The organism is Chromohalobacter canadensis (genome assembly GCF_034479555.1).
GTDB lineage: Bacteria > Pseudomonadota > Gammaproteobacteria > Pseudomonadales > Halomonadaceae > Chromohalobacter > Chromohalobacter canadensis.
On sequence record NZ_CP140151.1, the window covers coordinates 815515 to 841563 of the forward strand.

Sequence of the window (26049 nt, forward strand, 5' to 3'; positions counted from 1 at the left end):
GGTTCGCTTCGTCAGGTCAGCGCAGGACCGGCGGCAACAATATCCTCGTCGACGCCTTCGAACTTGGCGAAGTTGGCGATGAACTTGTCTGCCAATACGCGCATGTGGCGTTCGTAGTCGGCGCTATCCGGCCACGCCTGACGCGGGTCGAGCAGCGTCGAGTCGACGCCCGGCACGGCCACCGGCACGTCCAGGTTCAATCCCTCGATGTGACGCGTCTCGACGTCCTTGAGGTCGCCGTTCTGGATCGCCGCGATGATCGCCCGTGTGGTGGGAATGCTGAAGCGCGAGCCACCCTCGCCGTAGGCGCCACCGGTCCAACCGGTGTTGACTAGGTATACACGCGACTCGAAGGCCTCGACGCGCTTGACCAGCAGATCGGCGTACTCGCGCGCCGGACGCGGGAAGAACGGCGCACCGAAGCAGGTCGAAAACGTCGCTTCCAGACCGGCAGAGGCGCCCATTTCGGTGGAGCCGACTTTGGCGGTGTAGCCGGATAGGAAGTGATAGGCGGCAGCTTCCTTGGACAATAGCGACACCGGCGGCAGCACCCCGCTCATGTCGCAGGTCAAAAAGATGATCGCATTGGGCTCGCCGGCCAGGTTCTCGGGCACGCGCTTGTCGATGTGCTCGAGCGGATAGGCGGCGCGGGAATTCTGGGTCAGGCCGTCATCGCTATAATCGGGATGGCGACACTCGTCGAGGACCACATTCTCGAGCACCGTACCGAAGCGAATGGCCTTCCAGATAAGAGGCTCATTCTTCTCCGAGAGGTCGATGCATTTGGCGTAGCAGCCGCCTTCCAGATTGAATACGGTGCCCTCTCCCCAACCATGTTCGTCGTCGCCGATCAGGTAGCGTTCAGGATCAGCGGAGAGCGTGGTCTTGCCGGTGCCCGAAAGACCGAAGAACAGCGTGGTTTCGCCATCCTCACCAACGTTGGCGCTGCAGTGCATGGGCAGTACGTCTTTCTCGGGCAACAGGAAGTTTTGCACCGAGAACATGGCCTTCTTCATCTCGCCGGCGTAGCGCATGCCGGCGATAAGCACGCGGCGCCGGGCGAAGTTGAGGATCACCGTGCCGTCGGAGTTCGTGCCGTCACGCTCGGGCACGCACTCGAAATGCGGCGCATTGAGGATGGTCCACTCGCTCTTGCCCTTGGGGTTGTAGCCTTCGGGACGCACGAACAAGTTCCGCCCGAAAAGATTGTGCCAGGCGGTCTCGGTGGTGACACGAATCGGCAGGTAATACTCGGGGTCGGCACCGACATGCAATTCGGAGACGAAGTTGTCACCCTCGGCCAAGTAATCCTCGACACGCTCCCACAGCGCGTCGAACTTGTCGGCGTCGAACGGCTGATTGACGCTCCCCCAGTCGATCAAGTCCGCCGTGGAGGGCTCCTTGACGACGAAACGATCCTTCGGGGAGCGGCCGGTCCGCCGTCCGGTATTCGCCACGAAGGCACCGTTGTCGGCGAGATGGCCTTCACCGCGCACGATGGCATGCTCGATCAACGCGGCGCTGCTCAGATTGGTATGGGTTTGCACGGGACGTGCCTCGTGGGTTGCCGGGGAGGCGGCTGGGGTCGTGGTCATTATCGTGTCCTGGGCCCGGAGGGCGTTTCTCTCTCGTTAACCGATGCTTACTCGCCAGGGCCACCCGGACAATGGATTGCCTCTTGTGAGGACAAGGCGAGACTGAGGGGCCGTCATTATGGCAAAAAGGCTCTGCGCGGAAAACGTCACCAGCACGCTGATGACACCGCACGCACTTGGGCATGACACGCGTCAGATCAATGCAGGGTCGCGGCGCCTGCGCCCGGCGATTCGATCAGGGACTCGATATCGGCGGCACTGAAACGATAATGGCTATGACAGAAATGGCATTGCGTCTCCACTTCGCCCTGCTCGTGCACGATGTTGCGCAACTCCTCGGCACCCAAGCCATGCAAGGCATTGGCGATGCGCTCGCGCGTACAGGTACAGCCGAAGCGTAGCGTTTTGGGATCGAAGACGCGGGTCTGCTCCTCGTGAAAGAGGCGATGGAGTAGCTTGTGTTGCTCGAGGTCGAGCAATTCCGTATCGCTCAGCGTGGTAGCCAAGTGCACGGTGCGCTGCCAGGCATCGGGATCGCTATTGGCCTCGTCGTCGGGCAGTTGCTGCAGCAGCATTCCCGCCGCACGGCGGCCGTCGGCCGCCAACCACAGGCGCGTGGCCAGCTGTTCGGAACGCGCGAAGTAATCCTCCAGGCAGGCAGCCAGGCTATCGGCCTCGACGGCAACGATACCCTGATAGCGCTGACCCTCGCGAGGGTCGAGCGTGATCACGATCTGCGCCTCGCCAACCAGGGACGTGAGCGACGCGTTTTCCTCGGGAAGCGCCGCTTCGTCATCGAGACGCGCGATGGCACGCAAGTCGCCACCAGGGTTGGACTCCGCCATCAGCAAACGTACGGCTCCCTGTCCACGTACCTCAAGGCTTACGGTGCCATCGAGTTTGACCGTCTCGGTGAGCAGGGCAACGGCGCTCAGCAACTCGCCGAGCTGACGGCTTACGGCCTGGGGATAGGCATGCTTGTCGAGCACCTCGGCGTAGGCCTGCTGCAGGTTGACGATTTCGCCGCGCACGTTGGTAGCGTCGAAAAGAAAACGTTGGATCTGGTCGGTCATGATGGTTCGTCGTCAGGTTGGGGAAAGCCGGAATGGATGCTATGCCGGCATTCAATCATCGAAGCCATGGCGCTGGAAGTCCTGAATCGCGCGGCGCTGCTTCTTGTCGGGGCGACCATGTGGCCCTTGCATGCTTTGGTTGGCCAGGCGCCGATTTTGGGCTTCGCGCTCACGCCGTGCCAGGCTGGCCGACGTTTCACGGTAGAGCTCGCGGGCCTCGGCGGCGCCGCGGCGCTGACCGGAGAGCCCCGTCACCTCGACTTCGAGGGTGTCCCAGCCTTGCGGCACTTTGACCAAGGCGCCGAGCTCGACCGCCTTACTGGTCTTCACGCGCCCGCCATTGTAGTGGACCTTGCCACCTTCAATGGCTTTCTTGGCCAGGCCACGCGTCTTGAAGAAGCGTGCCGCCCATAGCCACTTGTCGATACGGATCGTGTCGCTCATGTTTCTCCCTGCATCGCCGCCTCAATACGCGAGAACGCCCTACGAACGAGACGTGTAACGTGGGTGCCGCAGGGCGACTTTTCAAGGCGGGAGGAGGCGCGATCAACGGCGCGCTGCACTCGGCATATCCTGCGGCAAGAGCGTGGCGAAACGCTCGAGGGCGATGAAATTTTCCAGCTCGCGCTCGGGTCGTTGGCTGTCGGGCTGCTTGATGCCCAACAAATAGCGAATGCCGTATTCGCGCGCGCTTTCCAATACCGCGGGGTTGTCATCGATGAACAAGGTACGCGCGGGCTCGAACGGCTCGATGTCCTGCAACGCGAACCAGAACTCGGGCGCTTCCTTGGCGACGCCCACGTCCGCCGACGAGACGATGGCATCGAGATACCCTTCAAGCCCGGTCAGCGGCAACTTGAGCGCCAAACTTTCACGGTCGGCGTTGGTCGCCAGCACGACACGCGGATGCGCCTTCTTGAGCCATTTGAGGAAATCCAGCGCATCGCCGCGCAAGCCGATCAAGTGTTGCACCTCACGCTTGAGCGCGACCACATCGACGCCCAGCTCACGGCTCCAGTAGGCCAGGCTGTACCAGTTGAGCGTGCCCTGCTCGCCGATGATACGCGAACGTAGCGTATCGGCGTGATGGGCATCCAGCTTGTGCAGTTCCACATAGCGCTGCGGCAAGTGTTCCAGCCAGAAATGGCTGTCGAAATGCAAGTCCAACAGTGTGCCATCCATGTCGAGCAGCACAGTGTCGATGGCGTTCCAGTCAACCATGATGGGCTCCCGCCAGGGTGGATATCGAACCTAATGCTCCCTTATTGTACGCTGCATGATAGCTACCCGCACGGAGACACCATGGCCTTTTCTTCCCATCACGATGGCGGCATGCCGCCCGACGACACCGGCGTGGGCCATCCCAAGCCACACCTCTTGAGCCGCCGTGAAGTCGCCCGCAGCCGCTTGTTCGCCGTCGAAGAACTCGAGTTGCGCTTCGCCAACGGCGCCGAGCGCACTTTTGAGCGCCTCACGGGCAGCGGCAATGGCCATGGCGGTGGCGCCGTGATGATCGTCGCCATGCCGGACCCGGAGCATGTGTTGCTGATTCATGAATATGCCGCGGGTTTCGACGACTATGCCTTGACCTTGCCCAAGGGGCTCATCGACCCCGGCGAGGACATCGTCAGTGCCGCCAATCGCGAATTAATGGAAGAATGCGGCATGGGCGCGCAACGCATCGAGCCATTGGTGGAGCTCTCCCTGGCACCCAACTACATGAGCCACCGCATCCATGTCATGCTCGCCACCGACCTTTACGAGAAGCGCTTGCCCGGCGATGAGCCGGAACCGCTGATCGTCGAACGTCACCCTATCGAGGATATCGCCTCCCTGTTGGCGCGCGAGGACTTCCATGAAGGACGCGCCATCGCCGCCCTGTTCATTGCGCGCGACCGCCTACGCAGCGAGCGCACCCACGAACAGTGGTGGTGAGCCATCGTCCAAACGCAACGAAGCCCCGTCATAGCGGGGCTTCGTCGTATCACTCTCGAGCGTGATAGCGGCTCACTTCATAAGCCTTTCAGATGATCATTCTTCGGGATCGACATCCTGTGCGGAATCGACACCGTGATTGTCTTCCGGATCATCCATACTTTCCGGAACCGGGCCATCATCTGCGTCGGGATCGGCAGCAGTTCCACCTTGGGCGGCGGTATCACCCTGCTCGGTATTGGCCGACCCGGTTTCGGTGCTCAGACCTTCCTGATCACCACCGGGAATGCTGTCTTCTCCGTCGACATGTCCCGTGGTTTCACCACTGGCGGTGCCACCTTCAGCCTTGGTCGAGCCTTGCTCGGTGTTGGCAGACCCTTTCTCACTGCTGACGTCCGGCGCCGAATCGTCTTGCGCGAAAGCACCTGCCGTGGGGAGTGCCAGGAGCGCGGCGAAGGTCAGAGCGGTAAGTTGCTGTTTCATGCGAATCCTCCTTAATCCTTTACGCCTTCACATTCAGGTGAAGTGCATGGGTTGCGTGGGCAAAAGGCCATCGCTTAACCCTGTACAAACCTTAGATAAGGTATCGACATGACGCAAGGTCAGCCCACCACTTAGCGCCTTAACGGCAATCTCAACGTGCCGTCAGTTGCTCGAAGCCCCCATGTTGTGCACTGCGTCGCCCCGCTTCGAGCACCTGCATTACCACCAGGGATTCCTCCGCCGATACGGGGTTGTTCCCCTGGCCCCGTATCGCCTTGCGAATGCCCGTGTAATAAGCCGGATAATTGCCCGCCCGTGTGGGGACCTCCCGCAATTCAGGGCGCGCACCGGCGTCATTCACATTGGGGACGGTATGTAGCCCATGTTGATGATCTTCGCCCCATTCCGGTGTGGGCCGGCGCTCGCCACACTTGAGCATGTCCTCTTGCGGGTCGAGTCCATGCTTGACGTAGCTGCCATGCGTGCCGTGCACGGAGAAGCGTGGCGCGGGTGCCGCCATCAGGCTGCCCGCGTGAAGAATGACCCGCCGCTGACCATAGCGGAGTACGGCATGAAAATAATCATCGACCTGCGCGCCATCGCGTTGGCAGGCCTGATCAAGAGATATCTCCTCGGGCATACCGAACAATACTAACGCCTGGTCGATGAGATGCGGGCCCAAGTCGTACCAGATACCGCCACCCGGGGCGGCCGATTCGCGCCAGCGCGCCTTGACCTCGGGGCGGTAACGATCGAAGTGCGATTCGAAATGCGCGACGCGTCCTAGATCGCCACGCTCGAGCAGATCTCGCACGGTCAGGAAATCCGCATCCCAGCGCCGATTGTGGAAGACAGAGAGCAGCTTGCCCGCCCGCGAGGCTTGTTCGACTAGTGACTCGGCCTCGTCGAGGGTAACCGTGAAGGGTTTGTCGATCACCACATGCTTGCCGGCGGCCAAGGCGGCACTCGCCAGATCGTAGTGCGTATCGTTGGGGGTGGGGATCACCACCAGATCGATATCATCGCGCGCGAAGAGCGCGGCCGCGCTGGCTTCGATTCCGACCTGGGGCCAATCAGCCGCCACCTTGGCAGCATCGCTGCTGGAAATCGCCTGCAAGGTCATGCCGTCCTCCGCCATCAATAGCGGCACATGGAATGTCTTGCTGGCGAACCCGTAACCTACCAGTCCTACATTGATCTTATCGGTCATACTCAACCCCTTGTACTTCTACGCCGCTACCATGGGCCATGCCCGAGACACGATGGATACCATCGGTACGCGCAGTGACAAAGCGTCACCAAAAACCTCGGCGACTTGGCTTACGAGCGCCATACTGAAAGCTGGGCTTCACTCACCCTGCCACGTTACCGGGAGAGACGTTATGTGTTGCTCGGAAGAGAGTCTCGAGCTGCTACTGGAAACATTATGGTACGACATCGAGCAATGGCTAATGATGGACGACGCCGCTCAGGCTTGGCAACTTGCCGCCTGACGCCGCGTACTACCTATTTCGAGGCTTACCCCGACGTTTCGTGGCGAGCCTTGTCTGGCGATGATTTTCCCGTCACTGGCAGCGGCTACATGCTCAGTCCGTGAAGCCGACGATGTCTGTCCTACACTTAAGGGACAAATTTCACCATTGGGGACATCATCATGCGTCACACACCCCGTAACGTTACCCAGAAACTGATCGCCTCGCACCTCGTCAGCGGCGACATGACGCCGGGTGCGGCCATCGGCCTGAACATCGACCAGACCCTCACCCAAGATGCCACCGGCACCATGGTAATGCTGGAGCTGGAAGCCATGGCGCTCGACCGGGTCAAGACAGAGGTCTCCGCCCAGTACGTCGACCACAACCTGATTCAGGAAGACAACAAGAACCCCGACGATCACCGCTTCTTGCAGACTTCGGCGGAACGCTTGGGAGTTTGGTTTTCACGTCCAGGCAACGGCGTCAGCCATCCCACGCACCAGCAACGCTTCGGCAAGCCCGGCAAAACGCTGTTGGGGTCCGATAGCCATACGCCGGCCGCCGGTTCGCTGGGCATGCTCGCGATCGGCGCCGGGGGCATCGACGTCGCCATGGCGATGGCCGGCGAACCCTTCCATACGCGTATGCCGGAAGTCTGGGGCGTGCGCCTGGAGGGCTCCCTGCCCGATTGGGTCAGCGCCAAGGATGTGATACTGGAAATGCTCCGCCGCCATGGCGTTAGCGGCGGTGTGGGATGCATCATCGAGTACTATGGTCCCGGCCTTGAGCATCTTTCCGCGATGGACCGCCATGTCATCGCCAACATGGGAGCGGAACTCGGTGCCACTACCAGCGTCTTCCCATCCGACGCGGCAGTGAAGGCATTCCTCGACGCCGAGGGGCGCGGCGAAGACTGGCACGAGCTACTGCCGGATGACGGCTGTAGCTATGATCGCCACGAGACAATCGATCTTTCGCAGCTCGAGCCCTTGATCGCCACCCCGTCGAGCCCCGGCAATGTCGTTCCCGTGCGGGAAGTGGCCGGCGAGCCACTATCGCAGGCATACGTCGGCTCCTCGGCCAATCCCGGCTATCGAGACTTCGCCATCGTCGCCGCCATGCTCAAGGAACGGACCATCGACGACAACGTCTCGCTGGAGATCAACCCTACCTCGCGCTCGATTCTCGAAACGCTGACCCGCGACGGTCATTTGTTGAACCTGCTCGGCGCCGGCGCCCGACTGCATCAGGCCGGCTGCAATGGCTGCATCGGTATGGGTCAGGCGCCGGCCAACGACACCAACAGCCTGCGCACGGTGCCGCGCAACTTTCCCGGCCGCTCAGGCACGCGCGAAGACCGTGTATTCCTGTGCAGCCCGGAAACCGCCGCAGCCTCGGCACTCAAGGGTGTGATCACCGACCCCCGGACGCTGGGCATGGCCTACCCCCAGGTGCGAGAGCCCAACGATCCGATCATCAACACCCGCACCCTGATCGCCCCAATGGAAGCGTCCAAGGCGCGCAAGGTGCATCTGATCAAGGGGCCGAACATCGAGTCGCTGCCGGATTTCGAGCCGCTCGAGACACAGCTTGACCTGCCGATTCTGGTCAAGGCCGGCGACGATGTCTCCACTGACGAGATCATGCCTGCCGGCGGCGAGGTGCTGCCCTACCGTTCCAACATTCCCAGGATCGCCGAGTTTTCCTTTCGTGGCGTCGTCGACGGCTATGCCGAACGTGCCCGCGAGACAGGCGATCATATCGTCATCGGTGGCGAGAATTACGGCCAAGGCTCGAGCAGGGAACACGCCGCCATCGCCCCACGCTACTTGGGCATGCGTGTCGTCATCGCCAAGAGCTTTGCCCGTATTCACCACCAGAATCTGGTCAACTTCGGCGTGCTGCCGCTGACTTTCTCCGACGGCGACGATTACGACGCGCTCGAGGTCGATACCCGCATCGGCTTCGACAAGCTACAAGAAGCGCTGGAAGCCGGCGGTCCCGTGACGGCCCAGGCTGACGGTAGAACGCTGACGCTCGAACACGCCTTGACTCCACGCCAGGTCGAGATCTTGTTCAGCGGCGGGCTGATCGCCTGGATGCGCAACCAGAAGGCAGCCTGACGAGCCCACCATCGAGTAGGAGGGGGAGTCACCTCCCCCGTCCTCTCACACCACCGTACGTACCGTTCGGTATACGGCGGTTCATGAAGAGCGGCTAAGCCCTCTTGCCGTGTCGAGTACCGAGATCAGCCCCTGCTGCTCGAACCACTTCCGTGGCAGGGCCTGATTCATGTGCGAGGCTCCCGCATTCCACCAAGGACCTCGTCCATTCCCCGCTGACTTCCAGGCACGGGGCTCGTCCAACCCTAGCGCCAGGAGCTTCCGACGCCGGGTGCCTGGACGTTTCCACTGCCGCCATATCACGCAGCGCAAGCGTCGGCGTACCCATTGATCCAGCGCTTCCAGGGGACGCTTCACATCGACGAGGCTGAAGTAGCTGGCCCAGCCGCGTAGGACGGGGGCCAACGCCTCAGTGACTCGCCGGATGTTGTGGCCCCTGCCACGCTTCAGGATCTCGCGGACACGCTGCATCAAGCGCTGCAAGCTGGCCTGGGTCAGCGTCAGCCGTGGCAGCTTGTGCCGAGTCAGCGTGTACCCCAGGTAGCCTCGCTGCCAGGGGCGATCCACCGCGCTTTTGGCGTGGTTGACCATGAGCCGAAGTGAGTTCTCGAGATACTCACTCAGGCTGGCCATGACACGCTCGCCCGCTCGCTGACTCCGCACGTAGATTTGCATGTCGTCGGCGTAGCGGCAGAAGCGGTGGCCGCGGCGTTCCAGCTCCTTGTCCACGTCATCCAGCAGGATATTCGCCAGCAGCGGACTCAGCGGCCCGCCCTGGGGCGTACCCTGCTCTCTTGGTGTGGTCAGGCCGTGCTGGAACATCCCAGCTTCCAGATAGCGACGGATCAGGCGCAGTACTCGCTTATCGTGAACGCGACGCGCGACCCGTGCCATCAACAGGTCGTGGTTCACTCGGTCGAAGAAAGCTTCCAGATCGAGGTCGACCACCCAGCGGTGGCCGGCAGAAACGTGAGCCTTCATCGCCGAGACGGCCTGTTGGGCGCTACGCTTGGGGCGGTAGCCGTAACTCGACTCCGAGAAGCTTGGGTCGAAAGTCGGCGTCAGCACCTGCAGCAGCGCCTGCTGGATCAGCCGGTCGGTGACCGTGGGAATACCGAGCTGTCGGGTCCCGCCCTTGGGCTTGGGGATCTTGGCGGCTCGGATCGGGCTGGGGTGGTACTCACCGGCCAGCAGCCGCTCGCGCAGCGTCGGCCAGTGCTGTTTCAGGTGGTCGGTCAACTGGTCCACCGTCATGCCATCGGCACCCGGCGCCCCTTTGTTGGTGACCACCCTACGGTAAGCCCGCGCCATGTTGGCCTTCTCTACCACGGCTTCCATGAGCGGGGCGGGCTCCGCTTTCGTCCACGATGACGACGCCGGGACCGTCTCGACGCCCACCGGCTGGGACGCGGGGTTCCACCCCGGCCCCTCTGGGTGGGTGGCGGCGTTAGCGCCCATTGCTGTCTTCACGATCAATCCTCGAGACGTCATCGCCTACTCGCGGTTCTTCATGTTCGGCCCTTGGTGCCGGGGTGAACCGGCACTTACTATGGCCTTGGCTGACGTCTGATGGTCCTTCCCGTCGCCTCTCGACGCCGGTAGCACTGTGGCAGACCACCAGACCTCCCAGGGTAAGACGCGCGACCTTCCCGCTTATGCCTGTCGGATGTACGCCATGGCGTTTCGTGCAAGTACCGGGCTTTGGTGATCGTTGCCACCTCACCCCGCCAGGACGCCTCATATCCGCTTCCTGTTCGTCAGGCCAGCGTTTTGCCTCGGGCTTCCTTCGGATTCTCCCTCGCAGAAGACACCCTTGCCGTCGGCTAGTACTTCCCCTTGCCGGGTGTACAGGGGACTTTCACCCCCAAGTCATCCCGAGGCACCACCCCCGGGAACAGCGCCAGTCTGGCGCTGCGCGCCATGCCTGGCGCACAACGAAAAAAGCGGCCCCGCAGGGCCGCTTGTATGACACAGCCTACGCCGTCTCAATCGTCCAGCGCCTCGGGCAGGTCAGTAACCGCCCCTTTCGACGCGGAACTGACCGTCTTGGCGTACTTGGCCAGCGTGCCCCGGGTGTAACGCGGTGCCGGGCGCTTCCAGGCCGCGCGGCGGCGCGCCATCTCGGCGTCGTCGATATGCAGCGTCATGATGTCGTTCTCGGCGTCGATGGTGATCTCGTCGCCATCTTCGACCAGGCCGATGGGACCACCGACGAAGGCTTCCGGCGTGATGTGCCCGACCACGAAACCATGGCTGCCGCCGGAGAAGCGACCGTCGGTGATCAAGGCCACCTTGTCGCCCAGCCCGCGGCCCATGATCGCCGAGGTCGGCGTCAGCATCTCGCGCATGCCCGGGCCACCCTTGGGCCCTTCATAGCGAATCACGACGACGTCGCCGGCGACCACGGTCAGGTCGTTGATGCGTGCCTGTGCCTCCTCTTCGGAGTTGAACACGCGAGCACGCCCGGTGAAGCGGGTACCTTCCTTGCCGGTGATCTTGGCCACCGCCCCTTCGGGGGCCAGATTGCCGTAGAGGATGCGCAGGTGGCTGCTCGATTTGATCGGTGCCTCCAGCGGCTTGATGATTTCCTGCCCCGTCGGATAAGGCGTCACGTCGGCCAGGTTCTCGGCCAGCGTCTTGCCGGTCACGGTCAGACAATCGCCGTGGAGCAATCCCGCATCGAGCAGGATCTTCATCATCGGCTGGATGCCGCCGATCGCCACCAGCTCGCTCATCAGGTAATGGCCGCTGGGACGAAGGTCGGCGAGCACCGGCACACGCTTGCCGATCTCGGTGAAATCGTCGAGCGAGAGTTCTACCCCGATGGTGTTGGCCATGGCGATCAGGTGAAGCACGGCATTGGTGGAGCCGCCCAGGGCAATGACCACGGTGATGGCGTTCTCGAACGCCTTGCGGGTCATGATGTCCGAGGGCTTGATGTCCAGCTCGAGCAGCTTGAGCACGGCTTCGCCGGCGGCGCGGCTATCGTCTTTCTTGCTCTGGGACACCGCATCCTGTGCCGAGGAGTTGGGCAGGCTCATACCCATCGCCTCGATCGCCGATGCCATGGTGTTGGCGGTGTACATGCCGCCGCAGGAACCCGGCCCAGGAATAGCGACTTCTTCGATCTGCTTGACTTCGATCAGCGACTTGTTGCCCTGCGAGTAGGCGCCCATCGCCTCGAACACCGACACCAGGTCGGTATGCCCGGCGCCAGGCTGGATGGTGCCGCCGTAGACGAAGATGCTGGGCCGATTGAGACGCGCCAGGCCGATCATGCAGCCAGGCATATTCTTGTCGCAGCCACCGATGGCGACCACGCCATCGAAGCCCTCGCACCCGGATACCGCCTCGATGGAATCGGCGATGATCTCGCGCGAGGCCATCGAATACTTCATGCCTTCGGTGCCGTTGGCGATGCCATCACTGATGGTGATGGTATTGAACACCACACCCTTGCCACCGGCAGCATCGGCGCCGTCACTGGCAGCGTCGGCCAATACGTTGATGTGGCTGTTGCACGGTGTGACGCGGCTCCAGGTCGAGGCGATGCCCACCTGCGGCTTCGTGAAATCCTCGTCGTTGAAGCCTACCGCACGCAGCATTGCACGGCTGGCAGCCTTGCCGGGGCCATCGACGACATTGGCGGAATGGCGGCGACGGTGATCGGCGTTGGCGGGAGAGTCCTGCTGGCTCATCAAGTGCTCCTGTTTCGTCTGGTAGGCCCGAGGGCGAATTATATGAGCGACGCATGCCGGCTGTGGTGATACAGCGGGAAAGACAAGCGACATAAACGTCGGTGTCACGGTGGCATGACATTGCGTGGGCGTGATGGCTCTTGTGAAGCGGCGCTTTTGAAACGGACAGGCACGCCCCTCGCAGCAAAGGGGTAAGCCCATTGTAACGACGTTGGGCGCGATCGGACATCCGACCATGGCGGAATTCGCCTATCGCCGTGAGCTCGATTGTCTATGCAATACTGTCCGGGTGCTTTGTTCCACCTTTTCCCTACCGAGATCCAAGTGAGCCTGCCATGTTCGACTTCAAGGAAATCGAAGCCTTCGTCTGGATCGTACAGCTCGGTTCGTTTCGCCTTGCCGCGCGTCATCTACACTTGACACAACCGTCGGTTTCTGATCGCATTGCGCGGCTCGAATCGATAGTCGGCGAACCCTTGCTGGAGAGAACCCAACGACCCATCCAGCCCACGCCAAAGGGACGTCAGTTTCATCGCCATGCACTGCGCCTGATGGACGCGCGCCAAGAAGCCATGACCATGCTGGAATTGGCGACGCCCTTTCAGGGCACTCTTCGACTAGGTGTCGTCGAGTCAATCGCACATAGTTGGTTACCCCAATTTCTAGCTGAGCTATCACAACGATTTCCGGATATGACATTGGAGCTTGAGGTCGATAGTTCCCCGGGACTTGCAGCTAAGCTACATAATCGCGATGTCGATATGGCATTTCTGATGGGGCCGGTCAACGTTCAGGAAGTGTTCAACCGATTTCTATGTCACTACACCATGGGACTCATCGCGAGCCCGTATCTAGGCCTCGACCCCGCAAACTTCTCGTTGCACCGTCTGCGCGATTTACCCCTGATCACCTTCGCCCGCGACAGTAGGCCCTATCGAGAGCTTGGCTCCCTGCTCCATCAGCAGAAGCTTGAGCATCTCAAACTCCACTGCTCGAGTTCGCTGTGGACGATTGTCCGCATGACGCTGGATGGATTGGGAATTGGTGCCATTCCCCCGCGCCTGGCTCAGGAAGAGTTGTCACAAGGTAAACTGATCGAGCTCCCGCTCACCCTTCCCGAACTCGAATTCACCGCTTCCTGGCCTCAGCACCTGGATAAATCATTGGCTGAGGGCGTGACGGAGCTGGCGATCGAGATCGCGAGATTCGACCAGCAACGCCACAATCCGCATGCCTAAGTGTTGACTGGTAGCAAATGAAAGCTTATTCCGATCAACTGAAATCAAAAAAATCGATTTGCCTTATCGTTAATCGCTTTTTATGGTCGAAGACATAATCACAAACTCGAGTCATCGACATGACCGACGCGACTTCGACCGATCTGTCTCAACCGCTTGCCGCTCGGCAAGCCATTCACCGCGGCGAATGGCAACGTCATACCAGTGGACTTGCCCCAGGCTATGCTCAGGCCAACCTGGTGATTCTTCCTGCTCGTTACGCCGAGGATTTTCTGCGCTTCTGTCTGCGCAATCCTCGCGCTTGCCCGCTGCTGGACGTGACCGATTCCGGCGATCCGCATCCTCGCGCGCTGGGTCACGGTATCGATCTGCGCCACGACGTACCCCGTTACCGTATCTATCGGGAAGGGGCGTTGAATGAGGAGCGTACGGATATCGGTGATCTGTGGCAGGACGATTTCGTTACGTTCTTGATCGGCTGTTCATTCTCGTTCGAGGACGCCTTGATCGCCGACGGGCTCGAAGTACGGCATATCCACCTCGATCGTAATGTACCGATGTATCGCACCCTGATCCCCCTCGATCCCAGTGGTCCCTTCGGCGGTAACCTAGTTGTGTCGATGCGCCCGTTCAGACCCGCGGACGCCATCCGTGCAATCCAGATCACCACTGACATGCCGCGGGTTCACGGCGCGCCGGTGCATCTTGGCCTACCAGCGTCACTAGGAATCGCCGACCTGGCCCATCCGGACTTCGGCGATTCCCCGGTCATCAATGACGACGAGCTACCGGTTTTCTGGGCCTGCGGCGTGACCCCTCAGGTCGCCATCGAGGCCGCGCGACTCCCGCTGGTCATCACGCATAGCCCGGGGCACATGCTGATCACGGACATTCCCAACCAACGCCTGAAATACGGCTAGCCTCAGCCACACCTTCAGACAATGCCAACAAAATGAGGACCCATATCATGTCTTTCACTTCCCACACTCGCCCGGCGTGGCTCAATTCACTAGCTACAATAGCTATGACGGCTCTATCGGTGACGACTCTCGCCGGGCCCGCAGCAGCCGACACCTCGCTCAATGTCGTCGGTAGTTGGGGCAGTCTGGAACTGCACCAGAAGTTCGAACAGCCGTTCTGGAGCGAGACGCTGCCACAAGCCAGTGACGGCGATATCACTACCCAGGTCACCAGCTTCGATCAAATGGGTATCGCCAGCGGCGATGTCTTTCGCTATCTCGGCGACGGGCTGTTCGACGTCGGCATGACGGTGGGTGACTACACCGTCAGCGATGCGCCGGAGCTTGAGGGCCTCGATCTGCCGATGATGACGACCGATACCGACAAGGCCCGGGCAGTGGCGAATGCCTTTCGGCCGATCGCCGAGAAGGCGATGAACGAGCGCTTCAACAGCCATGTGCTGGCGATCGTTCCCTACCCCGCCCAGGTGCTATTCTGCAACACCCCTATCTCGGGTCTTGCCGATCTCGAGGGCAAGAAGGTTCGCGGCAGCGGCCGCTCGACCGGTGAATTTCTTGAAGCCCTCGGCGCACAGAGTCTCAATATCGCCTTCAACGAAGTGCCGGGATCGCTCGAGCGCGGCGTGATCGACTGCGCCGTGACCGGCTCAATGTCCGGCTACAGCGCCGGTTGGTACGACGTTTCGAGCCACATGCTGCCGTTGCCCATCGGCGGTTGGGACTATGTCATCACCGCCGTCAATCAGGATAAATGGGGTAGCCTGAGTGCGGACGAACAGCAGCTGATTCAGGACCAGGTCGACAAGCAGTTCACCGCCCCGGTGTGGACGAATTCCAAGACCGAAACCCAGCGCGGGATCGCCTGCCTGACGGGTAACGGCGAGTGTCCGGCCGGCAAGCCGGCTAGCATGACGCTAGTAAAGCCGACCCAGGCCGATGTCGATCGCGCCCATAAGGCCCTCGAAGACGTCGTGCTGCCCGCCTGGGCTGGCCGCGTCGATGCCGACATCCTCAAACAGTGGAACGCCGGCGTCGGCAAGATCGTCGACCTCCAGGCACAGACCCCCTGATAACGGCGTTCGAGCGCGCCGGCCTCGTCGGGACGGCGCGCGCGGATAACCACCGCTGATGGACAGGAATCTCTCATGTCTACATTGATCCAAGGTCTGGACGGGCTGGTGGGTTTCACCCGCGGCCTGTCCAGACTCGCCGCGCGCATGATTGGCTTTGCTCTGCTGGCAGTCGTCATCTTCATCGGCGTCGAGATCCTGCTGCGCAAGCTCGCTGGCCACTCGCTAGCCGGGGTGCATGAATATTCGGGCTACGTGCTCGCAGTCCTCTCCGCCTGGGGGATCTCCCACACTCTGCTGGAACGAGCGCATATCCGTATCGATGTCGTCCACGGACGACTGCCGCCATTCTCGCAACACGCTCTCAATATCGTGTCACTGCTGGCCCTCAATCTGGTGGCCTGGATGATCGCCCTGAACGCCTACCCCGTGCTGGCCAAGTCCCTTGCCAACGATTCGACGGCCAACACGCCGTTGGCCACGCCGCAGTGGATTCCGCAGTTGCTGTGGGCCGCGGGCTACTGCTGGTTCGCCTTCACCACCAGCGTCATGGGTCTGCGAGTGTTGTTCGCGCTCTTCCAGCGGGATGCAAAGGCCCTCGATTCGCTGATCGGCATGGACAATGGTGAGCTTCCCGATGCCACGATTACAGAGGAGTCACGCTGATGCTCGGATTTCTCTCGGCAGGTATTCTCGTTTTGCTGCTTGCCGGTATTCCGGTGGCCGTCACGCTGTTCCTGCTCGCCTTCGGTGTCGACCAGTTCTTCTCGTTCTTTCCGCTGACCAAGGCGCTGGGACAGAACCTGTGGTCAGCAGCGGACTCATTCCTGCTGATCGCAATTCCACTGTTCGTGCTGATGGGCGAGATCATCGTGCGTGCCGGCATTGCCGAAAAGGCCTACCGTGCCATGGACCACTGGCTTTCGTGGCTACCGGGTGGCTTGATCCACGCCAACATCACCACCGCCGCGCTATTCTCGGCGACCTCGGGCTCCTCGGTCGCTACCGCCGCGACGATCTCTACCGTGGCGCTACCTCAGGGCGAAAAGCTCGATTACGATCCCCGACTCTTCTGCGGCAGCATCGCCGCCGGCGGTACGCTGGGGATTCTGATACCGCCGTCGATCAACCTGATCGTCTATGGTTTTTTGACCGAAACGTCGATCCCCAAACTGTTCATGGCAGGGCTCGTGCCCGGCCTGGGGCTGTCGCTGCTGTTCATGGCCGTCGCTCTGGTGCTCTGTTTATGGAAACCGAGCCTCGGCGGGCCACGTAGCGTCGCCAGCTGGAATGCGCGCTTGCGCAGCCTCGCCTTTCTGGCGCCGCTTTTGATCCTGTTTGCGGTGATCGTCGGTTCTATCTATCTCGGCTGGGCCACCCCTACCGAAGCGGCTGCCGTCGGCGTCATCGTGTCGCTGGGCTTGGCCGCCGCCCATCGGCGCCTGGACCGCCAGATGCTGATGGCCGCGCTCGACGGCACAGTGAAGACGACGTCGATGCTGCTGTTCATCATTCTGGCAGCCTCGTTCCTGAACTTCGCACTCACCTCGTCAGGGCTGGTCCAGAAGTTGACGACGTTGTTGAACACCCACGACCTCTCGCCCTACGGCCTGCTGCTGGCCGTCATCGCACTGTTCATCGTGCTGGGCTTCTTCATCGAGACGCTATCGCTGATGGTGATCACCATTCCCATCGTGACGCCGCTGATCGCTGCTGCCGGCTTCGACAAGGTGTGGTTCGGCGTGGTGATGATCCTGTTCGTCGAGATGGCGCTGATCACCCCGCCGGTGGGTCTCAATCTCTACATCGTTCAGGCCTCACGACGCGGCAAGCCGTTCTCCGACGTAATCGTCGGCACGCTGCCGTTCATCGCCGCCATGCTGCTCATGGCCGTGCTGCTGGTGATCTTCCCCAGTATCGCGCTGTGGCTTCCTAGCTTGCTGTGACTCACTAACTAAACAGGGAAACGATCTCATGCTGACTTTCGAAACCCCGCAAGGCGCCCTCATCATGAAGCCAGAACATCTGGCCATCGCCGGCTGGGCCGGCCGTGATCAGGCTGGCGTCCAGCATCATATCGAGGAGCTCGCCGAGCTCGGCGTCAAGCCGCCGTCGAGCGTACCACTGTTCTACCGTGCCAGCGGTCAGCTGCTTACCCAGGACGAGAACGTCGAGATGCTGGGCGGCGAAGGCTCCGGCGAAGCCGAGGTCTGCCTCGTCAGCGATAGCGAAGGCCGGCTGTGGGTAACGCTGGCGTCCGACCATACCGACCGCAAGCTGGAAGCCGTGGGCGTAGCCGAGTCCAAGCAGTTATGCGCCAAGCCGGTCGCCTCTCAGGCCTGGGCGTTGGAAGAGATCCGCGACCACTGGGATTCGCTGGAACTCTCCAGCGAGATCGAGGAGAACGGCCACACCGTCACCTATCAGCAAGGTACGCTGGCCGAGCTGCTCGATGTGGATACGCTGCTCGCCAAGCTGCCCGCCGCACTCAAACGGGGAGCATCGCTGGTCCCCAACACGCTGCTGCTGTGCGGTACCGTGCCGGCCATCGGTGGCATTCGCCCCAGCCCCCGCTTCTCGATGACGCTCAACGACCCGGTCCTGAATCGTCGCCTCAGCCACGTCTATTCCGTCATCGAACTCGAGGTAGCGCAATGAGCGGACTCGATGCAGCGACAGCATTCTGGGCTAAGCCTCCGCGTCATCGTCGGCTGGCGGACTGGCAAGCCGCCTTCGACAACGGCGACTTCACATCCTCTGAAGCGCTCGAAGCGCTGATCGAGCGTGCACAGGTGCAAGTCGACGTCATCGCCACAGCCTTCCTCGAGTTCGATGCCGACACGCTGCGCACTCGACTGGCGCAGATCGATCCGGCCGAATCACTGGCCGGCGTGTCGATCAGTATCAAAGATCTGTTCGATGTCCGCGGTGAGGTGACAAAAGCCGGCTCCAGAGTATTGCACGGTAGCGCCCCGGCCATACAGGACGCGCCTTCGGTGGCTCGCCTGCGCCGCGCCGGTGCACTACTGACCGGACGCACCACCATGAGCGAGTTCGCATTTTCAGGGCTCGGTCTCAATCAGCACTACGGCACACCCCCAAATCCTTTCGACGCCAAGCGCATCACCGGCGGTTCAACCTCCGGCGGCGCTGCCTCGGTCGCCTTCGGCCTCGCCGCCGCCACGCTGGGCAGTGATACCGGCGGTTCGCTGAGAATCCCGGCGGCGTTCTGCGGCCTGACCGGATTCAAGCCGAGTCAATCCAGCGTACCGGGCGAAGGCGCCTACCCGCTCGCGCCGAGCCTGGATTGCATCGGCCCCATCGCGCCCAGCGTCGACTGTTGCACGCGGCTGTGGTCGATCCTGGCCGACCGGCCGATGCCGGCGTTGGATGCCACGCCACGACCGCTGCGGCTGGCGGTCCCGGAGGGCGATCTGTTGAGCGAGCTCGACGGCGCGGTTCGTGATGGCTTCGACGCGGCGGTCGCCGCACTCAAGACACACGGATGTCGCATTGAGCACCTTTCGATGGCAGCCCTCGATGGCGCGCTGGCCGTCAATCAGCAAGGCGGCCTGGTGGTACCGGAGGCAGCGGCGCTGCATCGCGACCAGCTCTCTCATGCCCAGGCAGAATACGATCCCTTGATCGCCGAGCGCCTGAACGGCGGCTGGGACATCACCGCCGCGGACTATCTCCAACGCCTGTGGCCGAGAGCAGGGTGGCAGCGCCGCTTCGCGGACGAGATGGCGGGATTCGACGCCGTGCTGCTGCCCACGGTGGCAACACTTCCGCCCAGCCGCGCCGAACTCGAGGATGACACCGGCGCGTTCCAGCGTGCGAACCGGTTGGCGCTACGCAACACCAGCATCTTCAACTATCTCGATGCCGCCTCAATCTCGCTGCCTTACTCCGCGGCCGGCGCCGAACTGCCCATCGGCCTGATGCTGTCGCGCCCGCAGGGTGACGATGCGGCGCTGTTGCAACACGCCTGCGTGGTGGAAGCGATGCTGGGAGGGTGATTCGAACGAGGGGCCGATCGCCGTGGGAGCAAATCCACGATCGAGTTCATCTCCTGATCAGCGTCTGTCGGACCGGGAGCCGTGCCAGTCGCGAACCGACGGCCGAGCCGCTCGATCATACACAGCGGCGGCATGGCCGGCATTTAGAAGCGGTGGATCCGGATATCCGAGGATTCGCGCTCGATCGGGAAACGCCCGTGCGAAATCTCCGCCCCTGTCTTAAGCTGCAGTGAAAAGGAATACGTTGGGCGCGATCGGACATCCGATCGCGCCCAATAGTGAGCACGTGAATACGACCCTTCGGGCCGTGTGCGACGCAGCTAGGCGAAGACCACCTTGGCCACGTCCCGGTAGCGATTGGCGAAGTGCACGGTCATCCCCTTCTTGAGGTAATCGGGCAGCTCCTCATAATCGCGGCGGTTGGGCTCGGGCAGAATCAACTCGAAAATATCGCTGCGCCGCGCGGCGATCACCTTCTCGCGAATCCCCCCTACCGGAATCACCTGGCCGCTCAGCGTCAACTCACCGGTCATCGCCAGGGGCCGATCGAGGGGCTGCTGCTTGGCCAGCGACAACAGGGCCGTGGTCATCGTCACGCCGGCCGAGGGGCCATCCTTGGGCGTGGCGCCCTCGGGCACGTGCATATGCACATGCGCCTCATCGAAGAAGGTCGGATCGGCGCCGAACTCCTTGAGGTGCGCCACCGTGTAGCTATAGGCGATATTCGCCGACTCCTGCATCACGTCGCCCAACTGGCCGGTGAGCTTGAGACCGCGCGATTTCGCGTGCACGCGCGCCGCCTCGACCGGCAGCGTCGCGCCGCCCATCGAGGTCCAAGCCAGCCCGGTGACCACGCCGACGCCCTTGAGCACTTTTTCCTTGCGGAACGTCGGTGCGCCCAGGAAATCCTCGAGGTTGTTGACCGAGATCTTGACCGTGTCCTGCTCATTTTCGAGCATCGTCACCGCCGCCTTGCGCACGATGCGGTGCAGTTGCTTTTCCAACTGACGCACCCCGGCTTCGCGCGCATAGCCTTCGATCACACGCCTGAGCGCGGCATCGGTGAGGTTGATGCGCTTCTTGGGAATGCGGTCGCGCTCGAGCAGCTTGGGCCACAGATGGTGCTTGGCGATGGCCATCTTTTCCTCGGCGATATAGCCCGACAGACGGATCTGCTCCATACGGTCGAGCAGCGCCGGCGGCAACGAATCCAGCGTGTTGGCGGTGCACACGAATAGTACCTTGGAAAGGTCCATGCGCACGTCAAGGTAGTGATCGAGGAAATCGACGTTCTGCTCGGGGTCGAGCACTTCGAGCAGCGCCGAGGCCGGATCGCCCTGGAACGACTGGCCCATCTTGTCGACCTCATCGAGCATGATCACCGGGTTTTCGACCTCGACTTCCTTGAGCGCCTGCACCAGCTTGCCTGGCATCGCCCCGATATAGGTGCGCCGGTGCCCCTTGATTTCGGCCTCGTCGCGCATGCCGCCCACCGAGAAGCGATAGAACTCGCGGCCCAGGGCTTCGGCGATGGAGCGTCCCACCGAGGTCTTGCCGACCCCCGGCGGGCCGACCAGCAGCAGGATGGAACCGCCGACATCGCCCTTGAAGGTACCTTCGGCGAGGAACTCGACGATGCGCTCCTTGACGTCCGTCAGACCGTCATGGTCTCGGTCGAGGATCTTGCGGGCACGCGGCAGGTCGAGTTGATCCTCGGAGGTAATCCCCCACGGCAGCGACGTCAACCAATCGAGATAATTGCGAGTAGTGCCATATTCCGGCGAGCCTGTCTCGAGTACCGAGAGCTTGCCCAGCTCGTCCTCGATGCGTTCCATGACGCGCTCGGGCACTTCCAGGTTCTCGAGGCGTTCGCGGAAGGTATCGACATCGTTCTCGCGATCGTCCTTGGAGATCCCCAATTCACGCTGGATGACCTTGAGCTGTTCTCGCAGGAAGAACTCGCGCTGGCGGTCCTGCATCTGCGCGTTGACCTGCTCGCTGATCTCGCTTTGCAGCTGCGCTACCTCGATTTCCTTGCGCAGCAGCGGCAGCACCTTCTGCATGCGCGCCATCACCGGCAGCGTCTCGAGCACTTCCTGAAGCTCAGGCCCTTTGGCCGAGGTGATGGCCGCAGCGAAATCGGTCAGCGGACCAGGCTCATGAGGACTGAAGCGGTTGAGATAATGCTTGAGTTCCTCGCCATACAGCGGGTTGATCGGCAGCAATTCCTTGATGCCGTTGATCATCGCCATGGCGTAGGCGCGCGCTTCCTCGTCGCTGGCCTCGATGGGTTCCTTGGGATAGGTGACCTCGACCAGGTACGGCGGTGTCTTCGACAACCAACGTACGATGCGAAAACGCCGCACCCCCTGGGCGATGAATTGGATCTGCTGCTCTTCGGTCTGCGAGCGATGGACCTTTACCGCCGTGCCAATCTCCGGAAAGTCACCGGGTCCTAACTCATCGACGCCGGAATCGCCGACGAACGCCACCCCGACGCTTTGGTGCGGCGTATTGCCGACCCGCTCCATGGTGTCTTCCCAGCGTTCGCGGTGGATGACCAGCGGCTGCACCTGCGCGGGAAAGAACGGCCGGTTGTGAATCGGCAGCAGATAGAGACGCTCGGGCAGGTAGTCCTGCGTCGGCACTACCGCGCGTCCTTGGGAGGTCGACTCCTGGTCGTCCTGCGCCGGGGAATTTTCCTCTTCGGCGTCTTGCCGAGCCTCTTCGAGTTCGGCGTAAAAATCTCTGGATTGATCCTGATCGCGTTCGCTCATCATTCACCTTGAGAGTCGTCGGGCAAATCGCCCGTTTGCCAAAAGGAATGCGGGCGTCATCGACGAACTTCAAGCCTACACGAGGTGATGCTTACCAATGCAGCGCACGCTCATTGACGCGCCACTGACCGTCATCGATGCGAAACACCAAACGCGGCGTTTCCGGTGCAAGCCCCAGATGCAAGGCCAAAAGCGCCGGCGCATCGACAAGCGTGACGTGGCCATCGAGACGTTGCTGGAGGTGGCGCCAAAAAGCGGGGGACGTCACCGGTGTGGCCGCCAGCGAGGCCGAATCATCACCGTCGAGCGTCAATTCGCCGAAGGCGCGGCTATCGACGCCGAAGGCCTCGCTGGTCACTTGAAGGGCCTTCAACGTGAGTCGCGGTGAATCACGCAGCACATCCGCCACCAAAGGGGTCAAGCGCGCCCACCGCGACGTCTCATCGATAGAGGTCACGTCACGGCCGCTGTCGGCGCCTACGCTATCGGCAGGCATGCGTTCGACCAAAGCACGCAGTGCATCGGCATCGACGCGCTCCAGCCCCAGCGACATGCGTCCCGAGGCCACCGATTGCCCCGCCACGGCGATATCCGCCACGTCGCCTTCGCCGTGATAGCCGAAGGTCTCATCGTCAAGGCGCATATCGGCCTCGTAATTCAGCGCATTCAGCGAGAACGGCGCGCCGCCGTGCCAGGTCAGCGTCGCCAGAGAAAGGCGTGTGGTGTGATGGAAGGTCCGCTCGTCGCCGCGATGGCGCCCTTCAACGTCGAGCGCGCCGATATCCAGCGATACCTCGCCCAGCGAGACGCGCCACGGGGCCGAGCGAAGATGGTAACGCACGTCACCGGCATGCCCACGCAACATCAGCTCGCCGGCGCCGACTTCCAGCGACGCCGGCTTCGGCAGCACACCGCGAGAGGTGAACGCCGGCCATTTCAGTTGCCCTTTCATGTCGCCCGACAACGTTCGGTAAGTCGCCTGCCATGTCGGAGCCGCATCCGCCGCCAACAACGTTTCCCCCGCATGGGTGACGACCGCTTCGCCATCGAGATGGCTGCTCAGAACGCCGTGGCGAACGCGGTACGGCAGCGCCACGCGCAGCGGGCTGCCTTCCGGCGCGACGGTTTCCAGACGCAGGACCCCGGAGGAATGCCACCACCCTTGTTCGACCTCATGCCGCGAGGCCTGCCAGCCATCGCGAGCATCCAGCCGTGCAGTCAGACGCTCCAGCGCCTGTTCGCCGACATGACTCGACCACGCCTGCGCCGCGCACCAACCGATGCCTAACAACACAAGCAGGCAAGCCCCGCCGATCCAGCGTTTTTTGTGCATTATGATGTCTCCAGATCAAGCGCGGCGCATTCACGTCTTTTCAGGCGGGCATGTCATTGGCCATGCGCAGCGCCTGACGCGACGAGGTGATGGTGGGACGCAACATTCTCCACTGTCGGCCGGCCTCGTCCACGTCCGCCTGGCGCGCCGCGCGCTCCAGGCAATCACTGCCGTGAACCAAGCGCATCAAGGCCAGCGACGACGATTCGCCCTTGAGGCGATGTGCAAGCTCGGCCGTACGTGTCATGTCAGCATCGACGATTGCCGCATCGAGCGCCTCCTCCAGCACCCGGGACTGATACTGCCAAGCGGCGACCAGCGCGCTGCGCTGCGCCACTCCCAGCGCCTCACCAAGCATGTCGAATTCCGGGCGATCGAGGAGTGCCGGCATCGTATCCGCAGACTCCACCATGGCAGATGACCGGACCTCGTCAGGCGTGGTCGCCTCTGCCGGATCGCGTACGCCGAAGTGCACTAGGGTATCGACCAGAACCTGCTGGCGTATGGGCTTCGTCAACACTTCCGCGATACCGGCGGCCAAGGCCCGTTGGTGTTCTTGGGTGGTGACGCTCGCAGTCATCGCGACCAGAGGGGTGGTCTGATTCGGACCGTCCTGGGCGATAATCCGCCGTGCCGTCTCCGGCCCATCGAGCGTAGGCATGCGAATATCCAGGAAAATCAAGGCGAACGGTGTGTGCTCGGTCAGCGCCAAGGCAGCTTCGCCGCTGTCGGCTACATTCACCGTATGCCCGAGACGCTCGAGCATGGCAACCGCCACCTGGCGATTGACGGGATTATCCTCAATCACCAGCAGGGGCGCCGTGCATGCTGCCGTCGCGCTCCATGTTTCTCCTGACGGAATGTGCTTTCCCCCGCGTTCGGCGTCGCGGGGTAATGGCAGCTCGAACCAGAAGCGACTGCCCTCATTGGCCAGACTCGAGACGCCGATACGCCCCTGCATGGCTTCCACCAGACGCTTGCTGATAGCCAGTCCCAAGCCGGTCCCATTCTGCGTGGCTGCCCCCTGGTAAAAAGGCTGAAACAAACGTTCGCGGTCGACATCCTCGATGCCGCAACCGGTGTCGCTTACCTCGAAATGTATCCAATCGCCACGCATCGGTTTGACGATCAGCGTCACGCTACCTTGCCGCGTAAACTTGAGCGCGTTGGAGAGAAGGTTGAGCAACACCTGGCGCAAGCGCCCCACATCGCCGACCAGATACTCGGGTAACGCCGGCGAGACGACACTCGCGAACTCGACACATGTGGCGCGCGGCTCGAGCAATCGCATCAAGGACCCGACAAGCTCGGGGAGAGAAAACATCTCACGCTCGATGTCCAGATGCCCGGCCTCGATCTTGGAAAAGTCCAGTAGATCGCTGATCAACACCAACAACTGTGAACCGCTGTCGTGGATGGTTTCGACATATTGATGCGAGGTTTCATCCAGCGTGCGCTCGCGCAGTAGTTCCGTCATACCCAGTACCCCGTTGAGCGGCGTGCGTATCTCATGGCTGACGGTGGCTAGGAAATCCGACTTGGCCTGGTTGGCGGACTCGGCATGACGCGCGGTCTCCTGAAGCTCCTGGCTCAGATGCTCCAATGCCCGTCGCGCCGCGATGTTCTCTCCCGCCTCCTGAAACAGGAAGCGAATTACCAGCACGGTGGCGACACACATCAGCAAGATCAGCGCCAGCAAGGCGGCATAGAGTGCCAACTGCATTTCGCGCTCACGCGTCTTGGATTCGGCGAGATAAGCGTTGACCGATACGACGAGGCGTTCGCTGAGACCGCTCAACGTCTGCAAGCGTTCATCCAGAGAGGCAAGCTCGGGGGACTCGGAGGACATCCGTTTCAAGGCGGCATCGAGCGCATCGCTGCGCGACAGGATCTCCGGCAACAGCGCTCGCGCTTCGGGCAGCGACTGGAAAAGCTCGGCGATTTCGCCTTCTCGTAGCAGATTGATACGGCTATACAGCAATTCGAAACGCATGCGCACGTCATCGAATTCACCCGGGCTCTGTTCGGCCTGCAAGACGGCATTACGCATCTGGATGGTTTCCCGATCCAGCTTGTAGGCTGCCCAAGCGGCGTCGCCGGCAACGCTCTTGGCCAAGACTTCCTGTCGCCAGATGATCAGACTGACCACCACCAGGGCCGCGACGAAAAACAGAATCGCCGCGCAGGCCCCAAGCTTGAGCCGCATCGGCAAACGCGACACGAGATGGATACGGGAACGCCAAGCCATCA

Annotated in this window: 20 protein-coding genes; 9 read left to right on the forward strand and 11 right to left on the reverse strand. The window is 62.0% G+C overall.

What is annotated here, in order from left to right; genetic code table 11:
• Window positions 1–11: 11 nt before the first annotated feature.
• From SR908_RS03915 to yrfG, 4 genes are all read right to left on the reverse strand, one after another.
• The gene (locus SR908_RS03915) at window positions 12–1595 is read right to left on the reverse strand and encodes a phosphoenolpyruvate carboxykinase (RefSeq protein ID WP_246920175.1); all 1584 of its coding nucleotides are present in this window, start codon (window positions 1593–1595) and stop codon (window positions 12–14) included.
• Window positions 1596–1792: 197 nt separating this feature from the next.
• Window positions 1793–2668, reverse strand: coding sequence for an Hsp33 family molecular chaperone HslO (gene hslO, locus SR908_RS03920; protein WP_040242603.1), 876 nt, complete (start codon window positions 2666–2668; stop codon window positions 1793–1795).
• A gap of 51 nt (window positions 2669–2719) precedes the next feature.
• Entirely contained in the window at window positions 2720–3112 is a 393-nt protein-coding gene (locus SR908_RS03925) for an RNA-binding S4 domain-containing protein (protein WP_075368070.1), read from the reverse strand.
• Between the two features lie 102 nt (window positions 3113–3214).
• Window positions 3215–3889, reverse strand: coding sequence for a GMP/IMP nucleotidase (gene yrfG / locus SR908_RS03930; protein ID WP_075368071.1), 675 nt, complete (start codon window positions 3887–3889; stop codon window positions 3215–3217).
• A gap of 111 nt (window positions 3890–4000) precedes the next feature.
• Here yrfG and nudE point away from each other — a divergent pair, with 111 nt between their 5' ends.
• Entirely contained in the window at window positions 4001–4603 is a 603-nt protein-coding gene (gene nudE, locus SR908_RS03935; RefSeq protein WP_098060075.1) for an ADP compounds hydrolase NudE, read from the forward strand.
• Between the two features lie 96 nt (window positions 4604–4699).
• Here the strand turns inward: nudE and SR908_RS03940 are convergent, their stop codons facing one another.
• Together SR908_RS03940 and SR908_RS03945 are read right to left on the reverse strand one after the other, a co-directional pair.
• Complete coding sequence (locus SR908_RS03940; protein WP_075368073.1) at window positions 4700–5086, reverse strand: hypothetical protein; 387 nt, start codon at window positions 5084–5086, stop codon at window positions 4700–4702.
• 151 nt (window positions 5087–5237) lie between these two features.
• Window positions 5238–6296, reverse strand: a complete 1059-nt coding sequence (locus tag SR908_RS03945; RefSeq protein ID WP_246920173.1) for an oxidoreductase — start codon at window positions 6294–6296, stop codon at window positions 5238–5240.
• A gap of 444 nt (window positions 6297–6740) precedes the next feature.
• Here SR908_RS03945 and SR908_RS03950 point away from each other — a divergent pair, with 444 nt between their 5' ends.
• Window positions 6741–8684, forward strand: a complete 1944-nt coding sequence (locus SR908_RS03950) for an aconitate hydratase (RefSeq protein ID WP_246920170.1) — start codon at window positions 6741–6743, stop codon at window positions 8682–8684.
• An 81-nt stretch (window positions 8685–8765) separates the two neighbouring features.
• Here SR908_RS03950 and ltrA read toward each other — a convergent pair whose 3' ends face one another.
• Together ltrA and ilvD are read right to left on the reverse strand one after the other, a co-directional pair.
• Window positions 8766–10154 carry a group II intron reverse transcriptase/maturase gene (gene ltrA, locus SR908_RS03955; protein ID WP_246920167.1) on the reverse strand — a complete coding sequence of 463 codons (1389 nt, stop codon included), beginning with the start codon at window positions 10152–10154 and terminating at the stop codon, window positions 8766–8768.
• A 515-nt stretch (window positions 10155–10669) separates the two neighbouring features.
• On the reverse strand, window positions 10670–12382 hold the full coding sequence (gene ilvD / locus SR908_RS03960; RefSeq protein WP_075368076.1) for a dihydroxy-acid dehydratase: 1713 nt from the start codon (window positions 12380–12382) through the stop codon (window positions 10670–10672).
• 335 nt (window positions 12383–12717) lie between these two features.
• Here ilvD and SR908_RS03965 point away from each other — a divergent pair, with 335 nt between their 5' ends.
• The 7 genes from SR908_RS03965 (at window position 12718) to SR908_RS03995 (ending at window position 19689) form a co-directional block, all read left to right on the forward strand.
• Window positions 12718–13620 (forward strand): LysR family transcriptional regulator, encoded by a 903-nt coding sequence (locus SR908_RS03965; RefSeq protein ID WP_246920164.1) that lies wholly within the window; start codon window positions 12718–12720, stop codon window positions 13618–13620.
• Window positions 13621–13739: 119 nt separating this feature from the next.
• Window positions 13740–14540: a putative hydro-lyase gene (locus SR908_RS03970; RefSeq protein ID WP_246920161.1), complete on the forward strand. Its 801-nt coding sequence runs from the start codon at window positions 13740–13742 to the stop codon at window positions 14538–14540.
• Between the two features lie 47 nt (window positions 14541–14587).
• A complete protein-coding gene (locus SR908_RS03975; RefSeq protein ID WP_246920159.1) occupies window positions 14588–15670 on the forward strand; it encodes a TRAP transporter substrate-binding protein in 1083 nt (360 codons plus the stop codon).
• A gap of 75 nt (window positions 15671–15745) precedes the next feature.
• Window positions 15746–16336: a TRAP transporter small permease subunit gene (locus SR908_RS03980; protein WP_246920156.1), complete on the forward strand. Its 591-nt coding sequence runs from the start codon at window positions 15746–15748 to the stop codon at window positions 16334–16336.
• A complete protein-coding gene (locus SR908_RS03985) occupies window positions 16336–17616 on the forward strand; it encodes a TRAP transporter large permease (RefSeq protein ID WP_246920153.1) in 1281 nt (426 codons plus the stop codon). The genes SR908_RS03980 and SR908_RS03985 overlap by 1 nt, the downstream gene beginning before the upstream one ends.
• 28 nt (window positions 17617–17644) lie before the next feature.
• The gene (locus SR908_RS03990; RefSeq protein WP_246920149.1) at window positions 17645–18328 is read left to right on the forward strand and encodes a DUF2848 domain-containing protein; all 684 of its coding nucleotides are present in this window, start codon (window positions 17645–17647) and stop codon (window positions 18326–18328) included.
• Entirely contained in the window at window positions 18325–19689 is a 1365-nt protein-coding gene (locus tag SR908_RS03995; protein WP_246920146.1) for an amidase, read from the forward strand. The genes SR908_RS03990 and SR908_RS03995 overlap by 4 nt, the downstream gene beginning before the upstream one ends.
• A 320-nt stretch (window positions 19690–20009) precedes the next feature.
• On the opposite strand, the gene lon is transcribed toward SR908_RS03995, so the two are convergent.
• From lon to SR908_RS04010, 3 genes are all read right to left on the reverse strand, one after another.
• On the reverse strand, window positions 20010–22466 hold the full coding sequence (gene lon, locus SR908_RS04000; protein WP_075368077.1) for an endopeptidase La: 2457 nt from the start codon (window positions 22464–22466) through the stop codon (window positions 20010–20012).
• 91 nt (window positions 22467–22557) lie between these two features.
• Window positions 22558–23799, reverse strand: a complete 1242-nt coding sequence (locus SR908_RS04005; protein ID WP_246895524.1) for a DUF945 family protein — start codon at window positions 23797–23799, stop codon at window positions 22558–22560.
• A gap of 40 nt (window positions 23800–23839) precedes the next feature.
• Window positions 23840–26047, reverse strand: a complete 2208-nt coding sequence (locus SR908_RS04010; RefSeq protein ID WP_246920144.1) for an ATP-binding protein — start codon at window positions 26045–26047, stop codon at window positions 23840–23842.
• Window positions 26048–26049 lie beyond the last annotated feature (2 nt).

Bases quoted from the DNA above. Each gene is read 5' to 3' on its own strand.
- SR908_RS04005 (WP_246895524.1), bottom strand. From the start codon at position 23,799: ATGCACAAAAAACGCTGGATCGGCGGGGCTTGCCTGCTTGTGTTGTTA.
- ilvD (WP_075368076.1), bottom strand. From the start codon at position 12,382: ATGAGCCAGCAGGACTCTCCCGCCAACGCCGATCACCGTCGCCGCCAT.
- SR908_RS03985 (WP_246920153.1), top strand. From the start codon at position 16,336: ATGCTCGGATTTCTCTCGGCAGGTATTCTCGTTTTGCTGCTTGCCGGT.
- yrfG (WP_075368071.1), bottom strand. From the start codon at position 3,889: ATGGTTGACTGGAACGCCATCGACACTGTGCTGCTCGACATGGATGGC.
- SR908_RS03995 (WP_246920146.1), top strand. From the start codon at position 18,325: ATGAGCGGACTCGATGCAGCGACAGCATTCTGGGCTAAGCCTCCGCGT.
- SR908_RS03990 (WP_246920149.1), top strand. From the start codon at position 17,645: ATGCTGACTTTCGAAACCCCGCAAGGCGCCCTCATCATGAAGCCAGAA.
- hslO (WP_040242603.1), bottom strand. From the start codon at position 2,668: ATGACCGACCAGATCCAACGTTTTCTTTTCGACGCTACCAACGTGCGC.
- SR908_RS03980 (WP_246920156.1), top strand. From the start codon at position 15,746: ATGTCTACATTGATCCAAGGTCTGGACGGGCTGGTGGGTTTCACCCGC.
- SR908_RS03915 (WP_246920175.1), bottom strand. From the start codon at position 1,595: ATGACCACGACCCCAGCCGCCTCCCCGGCAACCCACGAGGCACGTCCC.
- SR908_RS03940 (WP_075368073.1), bottom strand. From the start codon at position 5,086: ATGAAACAGCAACTTACCGCTCTGACCTTCGCCGCGCTCCTGGCACTC.
- SR908_RS03925 (WP_075368070.1), bottom strand. From the start codon at position 3,112: ATGAGCGACACGATCCGTATCGACAAGTGGCTATGGGCGGCACGCTTC.
- SR908_RS03965 (WP_246920164.1), top strand. From the start codon at position 12,718: ATGTTCGACTTCAAGGAAATCGAAGCCTTCGTCTGGATCGTACAGCTC.
- nudE (WP_098060075.1), top strand. From the start codon at position 4,001: ATGCCGCCCGACGACACCGGCGTGGGCCATCCCAAGCCACACCTCTTG.
- SR908_RS03975 (WP_246920159.1), top strand. From the start codon at position 14,588: ATGTCTTTCACTTCCCACACTCGCCCGGCGTGGCTCAATTCACTAGCT.
- SR908_RS04010 (WP_246920144.1), bottom strand. From the start codon at position 26,047: ATGGCTTGGCGTTCCCGTATCCATCTCGTGTCGCGTTTGCCGATGCGG.
- SR908_RS03950 (WP_246920170.1), top strand. From the start codon at position 6,741: ATGCGTCACACACCCCGTAACGTTACCCAGAAACTGATCGCCTCGCAC.
- SR908_RS03970 (WP_246920161.1), top strand. From the start codon at position 13,740: ATGACCGACGCGACTTCGACCGATCTGTCTCAACCGCTTGCCGCTCGG.
- lon (WP_075368077.1), bottom strand. From the start codon at position 22,466: ATGAGCGAACGCGATCAGGATCAATCCAGAGATTTTTACGCCGAACTC.
- SR908_RS03945 (WP_246920173.1), bottom strand. From the start codon at position 6,296: ATGACCGATAAGATCAATGTAGGACTGGTAGGTTACGGGTTCGCCAGC.